Consider the following 15679-nt stretch of genomic DNA (forward strand, 5'->3'; position numbering starts at 1 on the left):
CCGCCTCTTCAAACCGGAACGTCGCCGTGGGCCATCGGGTCGGAACTCTGCTGGAGCTGATCCAGGAACGCGGCGGCGGCCGCAGAGCGTTGCGCCGGAGGGGGAGCGAGGATGGCGAGGCGCCACCACAATCCCTCGGGAGGGTTGATCCGTAGCGCGGCAAGCTCGGGATCCTCCCCCGAGAGGACGCTCGCCGCGACAAAGCCGATCCCGAGTCCCGCCCGGGCGGCTTCGATGAGACCCTGCGCGCTGGGTAGCTCGGTATGGCCCGGAGGCTCGATCCGCAGCGTGCCGAAGGCTCTCTCGACCGCCCGGCGGACCCCGGAGTCGGCTTCCCGCCAGAGGACCTTTTCCCCTTGTAGGTGACGGAGCGCCACGCCTGCGGGAAAGTCGCGCGCAAGCCGGCTCTTCCGCTGGACCACGAGCAGAATCTCTTCCCGGATCCAAGGCGTGCGGACGTAATCCGGCGGAGCGCTCCCCTCCAGTGGTTCCTCGACAAAGACCAGGTCGAAATCCTCCGCGCGCCCCACAATCTCCCGGGAGGATCCGGTCTCCATCTCGACCCGGATGCCCGGGTACCGATCCTGAAAAGCGACCAAGGGGCAGGGGAGGTAGTAGCTCCCGATCGTGACGGTCAGGGCGATCCGGAGCCGGCCTTCGATCCGCCTCTGCAACCGCCGGGCGAATTCGCGGGCCGCCGCGACCCCTTCGGATACCCGGAGGGCGTGCTTGCGGAGCTCCTCCCCGGCGGGAGTGAGATGAAGATGGCCCTGCTCGAAACGGCAGAGGGGGTCGCCGACGGCCTCCCGCAGTCTCCGCAACTGAGCCGACACGGCTGCTTGGACGACGTGAAGGCGGCGGGCGGCCAGGCTTACGCTGCCAAGCTCGGTGATCAGCGCAAAAGCCAACAGGTGGCTCGGTTGGAGATCGGGAAGGTCGGAGGCTTCTCCATCGGCGATCTTGCTCGTGCCGCGTCCGTCCCGGCTGTGAGAATCGGGGGTGATGTCCACTAAAGACTACATCTTATCCGTCACCTCTTTACCGAGGCAATCGAAAGCCGTGGTCATCCCGGGCAAGCCGCTTGCAAGAAAGGCAGGCCAGCTTCCTGGGGATATCCGATCCCCTCCATCGGAAAAATGCATTGTGCTCGTTCGCTTGAATGATATAGGATAGCAATTACAACACACGCCTGCGCACCGAAGGGAGGGAGAACCGATGACGACTGAATCGAACTGTCCTTTCCACCAGACCGCCGCCACGGGCGGCATCCAGACCAACCAGGACTGGTGGCCCAAGCGGCTCGATCTAAAGATCCTGCGCCAGAACTCCCTCTTGTCGAACCCGATGGGTGCGGACTTCGATTATGCGAACGAGTTCCGGAGCCTCGACTTGGATGCGGTGAAGCAGGATCTGCGCGCGCTGATGATCGACTCGCAGGACTGGTGGCCTGCGGACTTCGGCCATTACGGGCCGCTCTTCATTCGCATGGCTTGGCACAGCGCCGGCACCTACCGCGTGGGCGATGGCCGCGGCGGTGCGGGGTCCGGGCAACAGCGCTTTGCCCCGCTCAACAGCTGGCCGGACAACGTGCTGCTGGACAAGGCGCGCCGGCTCCTCTGGGCGGTCAAGCGGAAGTATGGCTGCAAGATCTCGTGGGCCGACCTGATCATCCTGGCGGGCAATGTGGCACTCGAGTCGATGGGCCTCAAGACCTTCGGATTTGGCGGAGGGCGTGAGGATGCTTGGGAGCCCGATGAGTCGGTCTACTGGGGCTCGGAAGCCAAATGGCTCGAAGACAAGCGCTACTCCGGTAACCGCGACCTCGAGAACCCTCTGGCCGCGGTGCAGATGGGTCTGATCTACGTGAATCCGGAAGGCCCCAATGGCAAGCCGGACCCCGTGGCGGCAGCGGTCGACATCCGTGAGACCTTCGCGCGGATGGCGATGAACGACGAGGAGACGGTGGCTCTGATCGCCGGCGGCCACACCTTCGGCAAGACGCACGGTGCCGGCCCCGCCTCTTTCGTGGGTCCAGAGCCGGAGGCGGCGGATATTACCGAGCAAGGTCTGGGCTGGCGAAGCCGCTTCCGCAGCGGTAAGGGCACCGATGCGATCGGCAGCGGTCTGGAGGTCATCTGGAGCAGGACCCCGACCCGGTGGAGTAATGATTTCTTCCACTTTCTCTTCGAGTACGAGTGGGAGCTGGGCAAGAGCCCGGCAGGCGCCTGGCAGTGGATCGCCAAGGATGCGCCGGAGGTCATTCCCGACCCATTCGACTCCGGAAAGAGACGCCGTCCGACCATGCTGACTACCGATCTCTCGCTCCGGTTCGACCCGGCGTACGAGAAGGTCTCGCGCTTCTACTACGAGCATCCGGATGCCTTCGCCGATGCGTTCGCCCGAGCCTGGTTCAAGCTGACCCACCGGGACATGGGCCCCCGGGCTCGCTACCTCGGCCCCGAAGTTCCGAAGGAAGACCTTCTTTGGCAGGACCCGATCCCCGCCATCGATCACCGGCTGGTGGACGCGGAGGATGTTGCGGCGCTCAAGGTCAAGATCCTGGCGTCGGGGCTGACGGTGCGGGAGCTGGTCGCGACGGCCTGGGCGTCGGCTTCGACCTTTCGCGGCTCCGACAAGCGGGGTGGGGCCAACGGTGCGCGTATCCGCCTGAGTCCGCAGAAAGATTGGGAGGCCAACGAACCGGCGCAGCTCACCAAGGTGCTCGTCGTGCTCGAAAGGCTCCGGAAGGAATTCGACGCGCAGGCCGCCGGAGGCAAGAAGGTGTCGCTTGCCGACTTGATCGTGCTCGGCGGCTGCGCCGGTGTGGAGCAGGCGGCGAGAAATGCGGGGCACGCGGTTACCGTGCCGTTTGCCCCCGGCCGCATGGACGCCTTGGCGGAGCAGACCGATGTCGAATCCTTCGCGGTGCTTGAGCCGAAGGCCGACGGCTTCCGCAATTTCCGGAAGGAGAAGTTCGAGGTGCCCAGCGAGGCGTTACTGGTCGATCGGGCGCAGCTGCTTACGCTCACCGCGCCGGAAATGACCGTGCTCGTCGGCGGCATGCGCGTGATGGAGACCAACGTTGGTCGGACCCGACACGGGGTCTTCACCCATCAACCAGGGGCACTGTCGAACGACTTTTTCGTAAACCTGCTCGACATGAGGACCGAGTGGAAGGCGGTGGACGGCGACGACAATCTCTTCGAAGGACGCGACCGGAAGACGGGCGCGATGAGGTGGACGGCCACCCGGGTCGATCTGATCTTCGGTTCCCAGTCCGAACTGCGCGCGCTGGCCGAAGTCTATGGCAGTGCCGATGGGCAGGGGAAGTTCGTCAACGACTTTATCGCTGCCTGGAGCAAGGTGATGAACCTCGACCGGTTCGATCTGTCGCGCTCTTGAACGAACCCTTGGAAGTTTGGGTCTGATCCGCCTCTTGAGCTCAGGATCCGGTTTTAGCCTTCTCCGCAGCCGCCTTCGCCTTACCGATCTGAACGGTGTTCGCCTGGAGCTTCTCGCCCGCTTTGCGGGCATGGATCACGACGCGCTCCCCGGGAACGAGATCGGCAACCGTGGCGGGCTCCTTCGTCTTCCCCTTGGAAATCTGCGAACGGTCGGTCAGCTCGACGGGAACCGACTTGCCGTCCCGCGACTTGACCGTGAGCACGTTCCCTTCCACGGAAGCAATCTCCCCGATGACATGGATCTCGTTGCCGTGCGCGAAGGTCGAAACCAAGCCGAAACCGAAGAGCAAGCAGGAAAGCAGAACTCCAACCGCGCCACGCATCGTATATCCTCCCGTTTTCCAATCCTTTCGCCGTCCAGTGTTCTTCCCGCCGTTGCGGAAAGCGGACGCCAGTCCGGAGTCTACCGGCTCCCCGATCTCCGTTCAAGGAGAGCTTTTCTCTTCCCCTTCCAGGAAGTTCTCCTCCTCCTGCTCCTCCGCGCGCTCCTTCGGGCCCTTCGGGTTGAGCTTCTCCATCTCGGCCTCCTCCTCGCGCGTGAGCTTCGGCAGGTGGCGGAGGAAGAGGACGAGCTTCCAGCTCTCCGCGTCGTGGCCCTCTTCTCCCCAAGCGGGCATTCCGGTCAGCCGGATCCCGTTGTGGATGATGTAGTAGAGCTCTCCGTCGGTGAGGCGCTGGGTCCCCCGCTTCCGCATGTCCGGAACGCGCGGATAGAGGTTCTTGCCCATCTCCGTCTGGCCGCTTCCGTTGTTCGCGTGGCACTGGGCGCAATGGTCGGCATAATGCTCCCTCCCCTGCTTCAGCCAATCCGGGGTTGGCGGAAAGGGATTCTCCTGCAGGCGCGCTTCTTCGGGGATCGAGAGGTGACGGAACTGTTTCGCCACGAATGCCTCCCAGGCGGGTGGAGCTTCGCGCGCGGTGAATCCCTGGCGGATCGCGAGAACAGCCCCCAGGATGGTGAGTGCTCCGACAAGGGCGAGTCCGCCGATCAGAAGAAAACCGAGGCTCCGCAACATTGGAGAGAGAATAAGGAGGAGATCCGTGCGAGGTCGAGGCAAGAACTCTCCCTTCCCGTATCGATCTGTCGAGCGCGCAAGCTCTTCCGGTGGCCGAGACCGCTCAGGGAGCGCCGGAAGGGACCGGGCGCACCGGGGGCATCCGGTTCGCGTCGATGATTCGGCGGATCTCCTCGGCGGCGCCGCGCAACTCGACCTCTTCGTCGTAGACCGAAGTCTGGTAGTCGGCGCGGAAGGCGCCCGGCGGAATCTCGGTGAGGGGCTCGAGGACCGGTCGGCCGCGCCGCCAGGTATCGATTCGGGTCACGCAGGAGAGTCCCGGCCGGAGCGGATGTTCCCGGAGCTCTTTGGGGTCAATCCGGATGCGGACGGGGACGCGCTCGACGATGTGGATATAGTTGCCCGTGGCGTTTTCCGGGGGGAGAAGCCCGAGGTTGTTGCCCGCGCTGGGGAGGATCCCTTCGATGACGCCATGGTAGAGGATCTTGCGAGGGTAGAGATCGACGGTGACGCGCACCGGCTGTCCCGGCCGCACATGGGTGAGTTCGACTTCTCGGTAGTTCGCTTCGATCCAGAGATAATCCAAGGGAATGATCAGGAGCAGGGTTTTTTCCGGGAAGACCTCGTCCCCGGGCTGCACGGCCCGCTTGGCGACGTAGCCCGAGACCGGTGCGACCACATTGCGGCGGACATGGTCGAGGTAGGCGCTGCGGTAGAGCGCGGCCGCCCGGAGGACCTCAGGATTGGTGGAGACGGTCGTGCCTCGGATGCGGGCCTCGATGCTGGCGAACTGGTCCTCGAGATCGCGAAGGACGGCTTCGGCCTCCCGAAGCTGCCATTCGGTATCCTCCACGAGCTGGAAGGAGACGGCGCCCTCGCGGACTACGCTCCGATAGCGGGAAAGGTCGGAGCCGATCCGGGAGAGGACCGCCTGCTGGGCCGAGACCCGGCTGCGGAGGGTCGCTGCCTGGCGAAAGAGGGTTTCGACCCGGCGCACCGCATCGGCCAACTCCGCCTCGGCGCGCTGGAGAGCGACCTTGGTCTTGACTCCGTCGAGTCGGACCACGAGCTCTCCCTTCCGGACATACCGGGTCGAGTCGGTGCGGACCTCGGTGACGGTCCCCGCCACCTGGGCTTTGAGGGGGACCAGGTTGCCGCTCACGTAGGCATCGTTGGTGGCCACCCAGAAGCGTCCCCAAAAGAGCCAGTAGAGGAGGAGCCCCAAGGCCAGAACCGCGAAGCCGCCCGTGAGAAGGCGCAACCGGCGGGACCGAACTTCCTCCAGGGTGAGGAGCCTGCTCCTGGGCTCCCTCTCCCGAGGGGGTACGATTCGTCTCCAGAGCAGCGCGAGTCGTTCGAGCAGGGGAGGATCGGGCATGGGTCGGAGCCGCGCGGTTACGGGGTGGCTGGGGACTGGTAGCCGCCTCCGAGGGATTCGTACAGGGCGACGACCGATTCGAGGTGGGAAGCCGTCAGGCTGGAGAGGCGCAGCGACTGTTCCCGGGACGCCAAGGAGGCTTCGATCTGATCGATCCGGGTCACGAGGCCGGCCTTGTACCGGGAGTCGGTCAGCCGGGCGAAACGGTCGGCGGCGGAGAGCGCCGCATCCTGGGTCGCGAGGTTTTCCGCACTCTCCTTCCAATGGGCGAGCGCGTCGGCCACGGAGCGGGCGGCCCCAAGCACCGCGTCGTTGTACCGCTCCACCGCGACATTATACTCCTCTTGCTCGGCGACCAGCCGTGCCGTGAGCTGGCCGCGCTCGAAGATCGGGAGCGTGATCGCCGGGCCGACCATATACATGAAGGCCTGGGCGGGGGTGAGCAGGATCGTGGCCATGTTCAGGGTTTGGAAGCCGGCGAAGCCGACGAGGTTGATGTTCGGGTAGAAGGCCGTCTTGGCGACGCGGACGCGCTGGGCGGCCGACTCTACGCGCCAGAGGGTGATGGCAACATCCGGGCGGTGGCTCAAGAGCTCCAGCGGGACCGAGGCCGGCAAGGGGAAGCGCTTCGGGAAGGAGGCGGGGGTGATCGGGATGGTCCGCCCCCAGTCCGGCCCTTTCCCTGCGAGCGCAGCGATCTCGTCTCGCAGCAGCGCAACCTCCCGTTCGAGGGTCTTCTCTCGCTGCCGGGCGGCAGCAAGCCGCTGCTCCAAGGAGTAGACCGGGAGCAGGGTGTCGATTCCCGCCTTGCGGTGGCGGGAGCGGGCCAGCGCGAGGTCCTGCTCGAGCTCGGAGACCATCTGCCGGACAATTTCCTCTTCCTCGGCTCGGGAGACGAGCTCGATGTAGCGGCGGGCCAGCGTCGTCGAAAGCGTGAGCTGGGAGAGGGCGAACTCGGCCATCGCGGCTTGCGCCTCTCCGACCGCGGCACGGATGCGGGATCGGTCTTCTCCCCAGAGATCCACATGGTAGGTGAAGAAGGCTGGAGCATAGTCGGCGAAAGCGAAGGAACGGCCGCCGAAGGGGCCGAAGAAGCTCGATCCGGGCACCTGCCAGAGGCCGAGGGTGTCGGGGAGCAGCCAAGGACGCCCTTCAAGGGAGGGCAGAAGCCGACCCCGCTCGTGCGCGGCGATCGCCCAGGAGAAGCGGATCCGATCGGCGGCCGCCCGAAGCCCTGGGTTTCCGGAGAGCGCTTCGCCGATCAGCCGATCGAGATCGGGGCTATGCAGTTGCTTCCACCAAATGGGCCGTGTCCATTCCGGGGTGGCACGGAGCGGTTTGACGGCTGCCAGGGTCTTTGCCATCGGGGGGAGCGGCATCTTTTGTGCGATCGGCGTGTCCTTGGGAAGGGTCGCGCATCCGCAGAGGCCGAGGGCGCCGGAAACGAGGGGAGCGACTCGGAGGAAAGGGAGGAATCGCCTCATGGAACTGTATTTCGAAGTAGCCAGCGTCGGCCCGAGCGGAGGAGTGGAGGCAGGGCGACGCCTACGGCGAGCAGCAGGAAGCCCCATGCGGCAAGGCGATAGGCGTCGTCCAGGCTTAGGATGTTGACATGGAGGAGGAGCCGGCGGGTGAGCCACTCCAGCGCTTGCTGGCCCTGCAGGCCCGACTCTGCGAGCTGCCGTCCGATCTCCTCGGGCTGCGTTCCAAAAGAAGGGAAGGTTTCGGTGAGACGGGCCTGGTCGAAGGCGCTCCGCCGGTAGAGGACCGAGCCGAAGCCAACGATTCCAAGGCCGCAGGCGAGCGTTCGGAAGGCGGCGCTCAGCTCGAGCGCGTAGAGCTGCTTGCGCGGAGAAAGACCGGAAACCAGCAGCCCGCCCATCGGCCGCAGAAGAGTTCCCAGGCAGAGGCCTTCGAGGAGTTGGGTTCCGAGCATCGGGAAGAACCAGGAACGCCGCTGGAAGAAGTCGTAGGAGCTGCTCAGCCAGCAATAGAGCGAAAAAAGGAGGAGGGTCATGGAGGCGAAGAACCGCGGCGGCTGGGCCTTCGGCGGCAGCTGGCTGAGAAATCCGGCTGCCGGCTTGGAGAGGAGGAAGAGCGGGAGGAAGATTTCGGCCGCGAGCAGGGAAGTGAAGCCGCCGAAGCCGGGAAGCTGAAGGCGGACGAGGAGGGTCGTCCAGAGGCCGAAAAAAAGGAAGAAGGCGGCGGTCAAAGACAGGATGCCGAGGGAGAAACCGGGTCGCAGAAAGAGGCGAAGGTCGACGAGCGGATGCCTCTCCCCCAGTTCCCAGACTACGAAGTAGGCGAGAGCGACGAGGCCGCCGATGAGAAGGCCGAAGACGAGGGGCGAGTGGTACCAGTCGTAGTCGTCGCCCATGTTGAGAGCGGACTGGAGGGAGAGAATGCTCCCCGAGAGGAGGAAGGAGCCCACCCAATCCCATGAGGGTCTCCGGCGCATCGGAACTCTCGGGCCCAGGAGAGCGCAGAGTTCGCCGAGAAAGAGAAGGAGCGGCCCGTTCACCAGGAACCAGCTCCTCCAGCCCCACTGGGCTTCCATCCAGGCGCCGATCAGCGGGCTCAGCGAGTAAGGGGCGAGCCCGGCCATGCTCCAGAAGGACGCCAGGAGGGGCCTGCGTTCGACGGGATGACTCTCCAGGATGAGGGTCTGTCCTAACGGGACGCCGACGCCCGAGCCGAGACCTTGCAGGATCCGGCCGCCAAGAAAGGGCGGGAAGGAGGAAGCGGCAGCGCAGAGGAGACTTCCTCCCGCGACCGTCCAGGTCGCCCAGCGAAAGGCCCGAAGGGCACCGAACCGCTCCGAGAGCGACGGGCCGAGGACGAGGCCGAGGGCTTGGGCGGCGAAAAAGTCAGCCATGGTCCACGGGCCATGGCTCGGGCTGACCCCGAAGGCGCCCATCGCATGGGGATTGACCGCGTTGTAGGCTCCCGCATTGAAGAGCGCGAGGAAGTAGGCTGCAATCGCGGCGATCGAAAGAAGAAAGCGGCTCTTTCGCGAAAGTTCCTCTCCATTCATGGACGCGGCTGGCTCGGCATCGTTTCCCAAGGCAACGAGCCTTCAGCAAATGGAATGCCAACCCGCGTTTTCTCTAGGGGAGGTTGAAGGATTTGGTGGAAAAGTATCTAAGAATCGTGGATTTCACCAAAAATGGTTATTTAGAAGAGCTATGAGGAGAAAGTAGTCCGAATTTCTTCATTCGAAATCGTAACGTATTCGGATGAAGGCCGAGGCGCATGGCCGCTCCTTGGGGACCGGAGATGCGCCAACGGCACTGCTTGAGCGCTTCGAGAATCTGCCCTTGTTCGATCTCTTCGAGACGGTCCGGCAGCGGAGCAAGCAGCGTGGAAGTCGGGGGAAGGGCGACCGGAAGGAAGTCGATCTCCACCAGGGGACCTCGGGAAAGGATGACGGCTCGTTCGATCACGTTCTGCAGCTCCCGGACATTCCCGGGCCAGGCATAGGCCCGGAGCCGTTCCATCGTTTCGGAGGAAAAGGCGAGCGCCGGCTTGCCCATCTTGGCGGCAAAGCGGCGGAGAAAGGAAGCGGCCAGCAGCGGAATGTCGCGAGGTCGTTCCCTGAGTGCGGGAATCCGGACCGGGAAGACGTGGATCCGGTAGAAGAGGTCCGAGCGGAAGCGGCCCGCTCGGACCTCCTGTTCCAGGCAGCGGTTGGTCGCGGCGACGAGGCGGACGTCGGCCCGCAGCGTCCGGCTGCCGCCGACGCGCTCAAACTCTCCTCCTTGGAGCACGCGGAGCAGCTTGGCCTGGGTTGAGAGAGGAAGCTCTCCGATCTCGTCAAGGAAGAGGGTGCCCTGGTCGGCCAGCTCAAACCTTCCTTTGCGCTCTTGGATCGCTCCCGTGAAGGCCCCTTTCTCGTGACCGAAGAGCTCGCTCTCGACCAGTTCCGGGGGGAGCGCCGCACAGTTGACACTCACCAGGATCGAGTCGTTCCGGCGACTCTTCTGGTGAATCGCGCGCGCCAGGAGCTCCTTGCCGGTTCCCGTCTCTCCTTGGAGGAGGACGGTCGTGTCGGTGAGAGCGACCTGTTCGACCTCCCGGAGGAGTTCCCGGACACTGGAGGAGTCGGTGAGGAATTCGCCGAAATCCTGTTCCTGGCGGAGCCGCTCGTCGAGGTAGTCCTTCTCCAGGCGCAGCCGGAGGATCGCGCGCTGGGCCTGGCGGAGGGCGCCCACGTCCCGGATACTCAAGGTGAAGAGGGGATCCTCGCCGACACGGCTTGCCGTGAGAGTGGCTTCGAGGGGAAACTCCTCCCCCGATTCCCGGAGGCCGTTCAACCCCTCAGGGATCCAGACCGCATCCGCATCGGGTTCGGGCCGGCAGAGAGAGAGGAATCGGGCGAAGAGCCGGCGGCTTCGGGGGGAGAGGAAGGAATCGGCCCGCCGTCCGAGCGCATCGGCTCGAGCCACCCCGAAGAGGCGTTCAGCCGCTCGGTTGAAAAGCTCGAGTCGAAGATCCCTCCGGAAGGAGAAGAGGGCGTCCATCGAGGAGCCGAGAACGGCGGTCAGGCGCGCCTCGCTCTCCGCTAGCCTTTCCTCGGAGAAGCGCGGCACGGTCCGGTCCCGGTGGGTCTGAACGGCGGCCAGGATCACTCCTGAGGGATCGGAAAGGAGGGTGGCCTGAGTCGCCAGATAGCGGCGCTCGCCGGAAGGAAACGAGCACCAGTGGTCGATCCGAATGTTGTCGGCGGAAAAGCGAGTCAGAATGCCGGCCGGATAGAACTCCGGAATGCGCTCGAGCTCGCGGTCGAGGAGGAGGTCGGCCAGCGTGGGAAGCCGCTCGGAAGAGAAGGCTTCGCGGTGGCGGTTCGTCTGCGTGACTTCCTCGGCTCCGAGTCCGGTCATCTGGGCGCACGCCCGATTCCAGAAAAGGACCCGATGGCGGGGATCCAGGATAAAGAGCGCTTCGGGAAGCTGATCGAGAAGGAGATCGGTCCGCGGGAGGGTTGGGATGCCGAGAGAGGGAGGGGGATCGGAGGTGGTCATGCCGATGGCGGCCAGCATAAAGAGGATAGCAGGGGAGAGAGAAGAGGGTCAAATCTGGGAGCGTCCTCTGCCTTGGCAAAGGACGCGGTTTTTTCTTGCTTCTTCCGGCGGGAGAAAGCTTGAAGAGCAGGGAGGAGAACCGTCTGCGCCGGTTCGGCTGCGGGCTGACCGATCGGCCGAATGGAATCGCGGTCCGTCGATGGGCAGGAGGCCCGGACGGTGGAAGCTCGGAAGAGCGCTTCCCGCTCCTTTTCATTTTTCCGAAAGAACCGGCGAAGAAGAGGACAAGGATTGGCATGGGTGGTATAAGGCCGGTGTGCCGGCTTCTCGGAAGCATTCATGAATACGGATGTGACACCTGAGCTCAGCGGCCCGCTCCCGCCATCCGCCTTCCTGCGTCTTTGCGTGCGGGAGCCTTACCGGATCCTCTTTCCGCTGGGCACGGTTTTTGGTTTTTTGGGGGTCGCGGTCTGGCCGCTCGCCGCACTGGGATGGGCTCCTTCTCCGCCGGCCCAGAGCCATCCCCGGCTCATGATCGAAGGTTTTGTCGGTTCCTTTCTGATCGGTTTCCTCGGGACCTCCCTGCCGCGCCTCCTCGAGATCAAGCCGTTGAGCGGAAACCTGCTGCTGCTCGTGTCCGTCTCCCTCTTGACGGGAAGCGTCCTCCAACTCCTGGGCGGACAGTGGGCGGGTGACCTTCTCTTCGCCTTTTCGCTCCTTCTGCCCCTGACCTTTTTCGCCCTGCGTTTTCGAGCCTGGAAGGCGAGCGCGCCTCCGAGTTTTATTCTGGTGGTCTTGGGAGTGTTGGGAGCGGTGGCGGGTGCCTTCCTGCAGGCTGAGAAGACCGCCGGGATGCGGATGAGTCCTCTCGTCCAGCAGTTCAGCGCGCTTCTGCTCTTCCAAGGGCTGCCTCTTCTTCCCCTTCTCGGGTTGAGCGCTTTCTTCCTGCCGCGGCTCTACCGCGGGGAGAGCGAAAAAGCGCAGCCGACGGCAGATCACTCCTCGGGAGAACGGATCCGTTCCGCTCTGCTCGCCACGGCAGCGGGGCTGCTGATCCTCACCAGCTTCCTTCTCGAAGCAGGAGGCAGCCGGCTGCTGGGAGGGCTTCTGCGGGCGGCCACCGCCTTCGGCTATCTCGCGCTGACCTTGCCCCTCTCTCCGGAGCTCTTGGGCCGGGGAACCGTCGCGGCCGCTTCCCGGCTGGCGCTCGGCTTGTCGCTCCTGGGGCTGCTCCTCGCCTCCTTTCTCTCCCCAGCCGGTTCTCTCCATCTCTTCTTCCTGGGGGGAGTCGGGTTGATGATCCTGGCTGTAGGCGCTCGCGTCGTCTACGGGCTAAGCGGGAGGAGCTTCCTGCTTCAGTTCCGCTTCATCCCGTTTGAGTTTGCCATTGGCGGGCTGATGGCGGCGTTGCTGACAAGAATCGCGGCCGATCAGATCCCTTCCTGGCGATCTCCGCTTCTTTCGGTCTCGGCACTGTTCTGGATGGCAGCCCTGGCCCTCTGGACGTTCGCCGTGCTCCCCTTCGTCCTTTGTCCGGATGCCGAACCGGAGGGCGAGAGCGAGGGAAATCCGGAAGCATAGAGAGGAGGTGGTCGAAATGGGGCGCGTGGGACGGTGGTTTGCGGCGGCGATTCTCGGTTCGGTTTTCGCGGGCTTTCCCACCGACGTTCCGGCGGGAAGCGTACGCTGGGAGACCGAGAAGGAGCCCTTTCCGGGTCCCGCCTTTACCTTGAGTGCGCCCGCGCCGGCTTTTGAAAAGCATCAGGGGGTCTCCTTCTACGCTGCTGCACCTTCCTTCCAGTGGAAGGTTCTCGGGAAGCTCTACTATCGGGGAGCGACCGAGGTCTGGGCATCTCCCCTGGGACGGGGACGGCTCTGTGCGGTGGCCAAGGAGCATAGGTGTGACACCCTGGTACTCATCAACCGAAACCTTACCTATCTGGGAACTCCCGATAATCCCAGGGATATTCCCCTCTCTTCCGGGATGCGCGGCTGGCGTCCGATGGAGGAGTTCGGTCCCGCGAAGCCCCGTTACCGGGTCGACGCCTTTTTCCTGGCCGGGAGGCGGCAGCGCTAGGCGCGATCGGCGCTTGAGCGCGGGTCAGGGGTTGGGCTTGGTCGCTGGGCCCAGGAAGAGATAGGTGGCCCGGTAGGGAACACGGACGGTTTCGCCCGCGCTTGCGGGCGGTCTTGCGGGAGCGGCCCCGCCCGCAGTGGCGACCCGAAGAACATGCGTAACGCCCGAGAGCACTCCGGGCGAGCCGGTGCTGTGCACCGCGATCAGCAGCCAAGGGACGTCGGTCGGGCCGCGACCAGGGCACTGGGCCAAAGGAGGGAGCAATCCCACGATCCGGCTTCCGTCCTCCGCTTCCCAACAGGGACCTCGGAAATGGCGGCCGACCGTGGCTCCCGCGGAATCCTGGAGGGTTGCGTCCGGTTCAAGAAAGACCCACTTGAACGAAGCTTGGGACTGTACCGACGCCTGAGCCTTGTAAACCTGGAACCCCGACGCATGGGCCGTCCAAACGAGCCGGGAGTCGGAAGGGAGGTCAAGGCTCGGCTCCCGCGAAGGAGTCTCTGCCAAGAGCGGTAGAGCGAACAGGAAGGAGAAAAGGCAACCGGCGAGAAGCCGGCACTGCCTCCGGCACAAAGAAATCCCCACTCTCGCTCCTCTTCTCACCAAGAAAAGAGAATCCGAAGAGGCGCCGAGCTGTCAAGCTCTTCGAGAGCGAGTCCTTCCCGTGGGACGTCCTCAACGATTCTCCTTGAATCCGGTTCTGGCGACAATAGCCTTGGGTAATGAACCAGGGCCTTCCTAATCCGCCGTGGCAGGAGCGCGTGGCCTCCCTGACCCCCGAAACGGTCGCAAGCAAGGCGGAGGAATTCTTTGGAAAAGGAGGCTTTCACTGCGCCGAATCGATGCTGCTGGCCTTCAGCGAGGCGCTCGGCGTTCCCGTGGATCTCCGCTACGTGAGGGGTTTCGGCGGAGGGCTCGGTCAGACCCGGTGCCTTTGCGGCGCCGTCAACGGCGCATCGGTCTTCCTCGGCCTTCTCCTCTCCGAGAGCCGGGGAGGACACCAACTCCGCGGGGGTGGACGCGATCACGGGCATCACTCGGAAGTAGACCGAGCGATCCAAAAGCTGGAAGCTCTTTTCAAAGAACGCTACAAGGCCAATTGCTGTAAGTGGCTTACTCGGAAGATCGAGTGGGGTACTCCTTCTCATCTGGAGCACTGCGTCTCCCTCACCGGGGAAACGGCGAAGATGCTGCTCCAGGTTCTTCAGGAGGAGGTGAAAGCGGATCCGGCTTCGACCGCGCATTCCGCTCTTCGAGAGGCATAGCGTTCGCGCATCCATGGAAACTCCTGAAGGAGAAGCTTTAGATTCGCCGCGACGGTTGCAACTTTTTCTTCGTAAGAGAAACGTTTGTGCTAAGCTTTCTAATAAGTGCTTCTTTTCCAAACGGAAGGAAGCGACGAAACCATGAAACAGAAGGAGAAACGATGAAGAAGTTAACTCTCCTCTTGGCGTCGATTGCACTCCTGGGGATCGGATCGGCCGTCCAGCCTCTCCAGGCCCAAGAGCACCAGGGAGCCTCGATGCAGCTCCATCACATGCATCTGGTCATCAATCATGCGGTGCAGATGGCGGCCGAGGGTTGCAACCTGGCGATGCTCGGCGAGATGAATATGGCTCCTGGCATCGATGAGCAGGCCGTCGAGCACGGGAAAGGCATGATTCGAGAAGGGAAGGCGCTCGTAAAGAGCGTGCTGCAGAGTAAGGTGATGACAGAGCTGCACGAAAAGGGAGCGGGGGAAAGTAAGGAGATGACCTATACGCACAAATTAGCGACGGAGGCGCTCGCCTATATCGATCGGCTCGAAGAAATGCACGCGGCGAAGTAATCTCGATCGGCAAGGAAAACCGAACAAGGGGTTTGAGCGGCTGCCCACGTTCTCGGTGAGCGCCCGAGCCCCTTTCTTTTTGCCACTCCCTGCTTGCCGCCTTTAGTGCTCAACCGGCTTTGTCCTTAATGTCGAGAGCTCCTGCTCGGCCGAACGCAAATTGTCCTGATCGAGCGCGTCCATCTGATGGCGGCAGTAGAGCATGCAACGGAGCACGACCACTTGGCGCATCAGGCTCCGTGTCAAGGCGAGCTTTTTCTGCCAAGTACGAAATTCGGGTGCCGAGGCGGCGGTCGGGGAGAGCGCGGATCCGGCCATCGGGAAGTGTGCCTGCCCGGGCAGGACTTGGTAGAGGATGATCGTCGGCGGATGAAAGAGGGGGTGGAAGTGCTTTCCGTCATCGACGAGGTGAACCTCCCACTGTGCCGCGGCTCTCGACTGTTCCGGCTCCGGGACGATCTTCAGCCCTTCGATCTTCTCCCCAGGATAGAGATCTTTGCCGATCAGAGCCCGTATCCCGGCTTCTGCGGAAACCCCGCCCAGCGCGGGAGCGGAGCAGGAAGAGGCGGATGCCGCCGGGGACGGACCAGGCACGGGCTCGGCCCCCGAAGCAAATACGGCTAGCAGGGTGACGAGCAGAAGCCCGATTGCCGTTCCCAGCGGGACTCTCGCTTTGCGAATCGCGAGCATGCCGGCCATCTTGCCTTCTCCTTCCTAGGCCACACCGCCGTCGCGCCTAAGATAGAAGATACCCCACTTTCCTGGGCAAGCAATGCCCGTGCCTTCCCACGCGATCAGGCATGTCGGCTTAGGGCCTTAATTGTTGGGGTTCGCATGATTACCTCCTAGAAAATCGCCGTCCGTTGCTGATCGGGCGTGCGGTGCTTCGGGAGGT

14 protein-coding genes are annotated in these 15679 nt (G+C 63.9%); 5 read left to right on the forward strand and 9 right to left on the reverse strand.

Going from position 1 to position 15679, the window contains the following annotated elements; translation table 11 throughout:
- Nucleotides 1-8: 8 nt before the first annotated feature.
- Nucleotides 9-1010: a LysR family transcriptional regulator gene (locus tag MAMT_RS07410; RefSeq protein ID WP_142660347.1), complete on the reverse strand. Its 1002-nt coding sequence runs from the start codon at nucleotides 1008-1010 to the stop codon at nucleotides 9-11.
- A 205-nt stretch (nucleotides 1011-1215) separates the two neighbouring features.
- Here MAMT_RS07410 and katG point away from each other — a divergent pair, with 205 nt between their 5' ends.
- Complete coding sequence (gene katG / locus MAMT_RS07415; RefSeq protein ID WP_142660348.1) at nucleotides 1216-3402, forward strand: catalase/peroxidase HPI; 2187 nt, start codon at nucleotides 1216-1218, stop codon at nucleotides 3400-3402.
- 40 nt (nucleotides 3403-3442) lie between these two features.
- On the opposite strand, the gene MAMT_RS07420 is transcribed toward katG, so the two are convergent.
- From MAMT_RS07420 to MAMT_RS07445, 6 genes are all read right to left on the reverse strand, one after another.
- Nucleotides 3443-3787, reverse strand: coding sequence for a hypothetical protein (locus tag MAMT_RS07420; RefSeq protein WP_142660349.1), 345 nt, complete (start codon nucleotides 3785-3787; stop codon nucleotides 3443-3445).
- Nucleotides 3788-3889: 102 nt separating this feature from the next.
- Nucleotides 3890-4480, reverse strand: coding sequence for a c-type cytochrome (locus MAMT_RS07425; RefSeq protein ID WP_142660350.1), 591 nt, complete (start codon nucleotides 4478-4480; stop codon nucleotides 3890-3892).
- Nucleotides 4481-4583: 103 nt separating this feature from the next.
- Complete coding sequence (locus MAMT_RS07430) at nucleotides 4584-5858, reverse strand: HlyD family secretion protein (protein WP_142660351.1); 1275 nt, start codon at nucleotides 5856-5858, stop codon at nucleotides 4584-4586.
- A 17-nt stretch (nucleotides 5859-5875) separates the two neighbouring features.
- Nucleotides 5876-7342 carry an efflux transporter outer membrane subunit gene (locus MAMT_RS07435; protein ID WP_178087001.1) on the reverse strand — a complete coding sequence of 489 codons (1467 nt, stop codon included), beginning with the start codon at nucleotides 7340-7342 and terminating at the stop codon, nucleotides 5876-5878.
- The gene (locus tag MAMT_RS07440; RefSeq protein WP_150003869.1) at nucleotides 7339-8892 is read right to left on the reverse strand and encodes an MFS transporter; all 1554 of its coding nucleotides are present in this window, start codon (nucleotides 8890-8892) and stop codon (nucleotides 7339-7341) included. Before MAMT_RS07440 ends, MAMT_RS07435 begins: the two co-directional genes overlap by 4 nt.
- A 136-nt stretch (nucleotides 8893-9028) precedes the next feature.
- Nucleotides 9029-10897 (reverse strand): sigma 54-interacting transcriptional regulator, encoded by a 1869-nt coding sequence (locus tag MAMT_RS07445; protein WP_246186579.1) that lies wholly within the window; start codon nucleotides 10895-10897, stop codon nucleotides 9029-9031.
- Nucleotides 10898-11218: 321 nt separating this feature from the next.
- Between MAMT_RS07445 and MAMT_RS07450 the strand changes: the two genes are divergently transcribed.
- Both MAMT_RS07450 and MAMT_RS07455 read left to right on the forward strand, forming a co-directional pair.
- A complete protein-coding gene (locus MAMT_RS07450; RefSeq protein WP_142660354.1) occupies nucleotides 11219-12460 on the forward strand; it encodes an NnrS family protein in 1242 nt (413 codons plus the stop codon).
- A gap of 16 nt (nucleotides 12461-12476) precedes the next feature.
- Nucleotides 12477-12956 carry a hypothetical protein gene (locus MAMT_RS07455; protein ID WP_150003870.1) on the forward strand — a complete coding sequence of 160 codons (480 nt, stop codon included), beginning with the start codon at nucleotides 12477-12479 and terminating at the stop codon, nucleotides 12954-12956.
- 24 nt (nucleotides 12957-12980) lie between these two features.
- Here MAMT_RS07455 and MAMT_RS07460 read toward each other — a convergent pair whose 3' ends face one another.
- The gene (locus MAMT_RS07460; protein WP_178087002.1) at nucleotides 12981-13541 is read right to left on the reverse strand and encodes a DUF3455 domain-containing protein; all 561 of its coding nucleotides are present in this window, start codon (nucleotides 13539-13541) and stop codon (nucleotides 12981-12983) included.
- A 137-nt stretch (nucleotides 13542-13678) separates the two neighbouring features.
- On the opposite strand from MAMT_RS07460, the gene MAMT_RS07465 reads away from it, so the two are divergent.
- Together MAMT_RS07465 and MAMT_RS07470 are read left to right on the forward strand one after the other, a co-directional pair.
- The gene (locus MAMT_RS07465) at nucleotides 13679-14221 is read left to right on the forward strand and encodes a C-GCAxxG-C-C family protein (protein ID WP_142660357.1); all 543 of its coding nucleotides are present in this window, start codon (nucleotides 13679-13681) and stop codon (nucleotides 14219-14221) included.
- A 161-nt stretch (nucleotides 14222-14382) separates the two neighbouring features.
- Nucleotides 14383-14784, forward strand: a complete 402-nt coding sequence (locus tag MAMT_RS07470) for a hypothetical protein (protein WP_142660358.1) — start codon at nucleotides 14383-14385, stop codon at nucleotides 14782-14784.
- Between the two features lie 102 nt (nucleotides 14785-14886).
- On the opposite strand, the gene MAMT_RS07475 is transcribed toward MAMT_RS07470, so the two are convergent.
- On the reverse strand, nucleotides 14887-15483 hold the full coding sequence (locus MAMT_RS07475; protein WP_142660359.1) for a hypothetical protein: 597 nt from the start codon (nucleotides 15481-15483) through the stop codon (nucleotides 14887-14889).
- Nucleotides 15484-15679 lie beyond the last annotated feature (196 nt).

The sequence above is a fragment of the Methylacidimicrobium tartarophylax genome (assembly GCF_902143375.2).
In the GTDB taxonomy this organism is placed as follows: domain Bacteria; phylum Verrucomicrobiota; class Verrucomicrobiia; order Methylacidiphilales; family Methylacidiphilaceae; genus Methylacidimicrobium; species Methylacidimicrobium tartarophylax.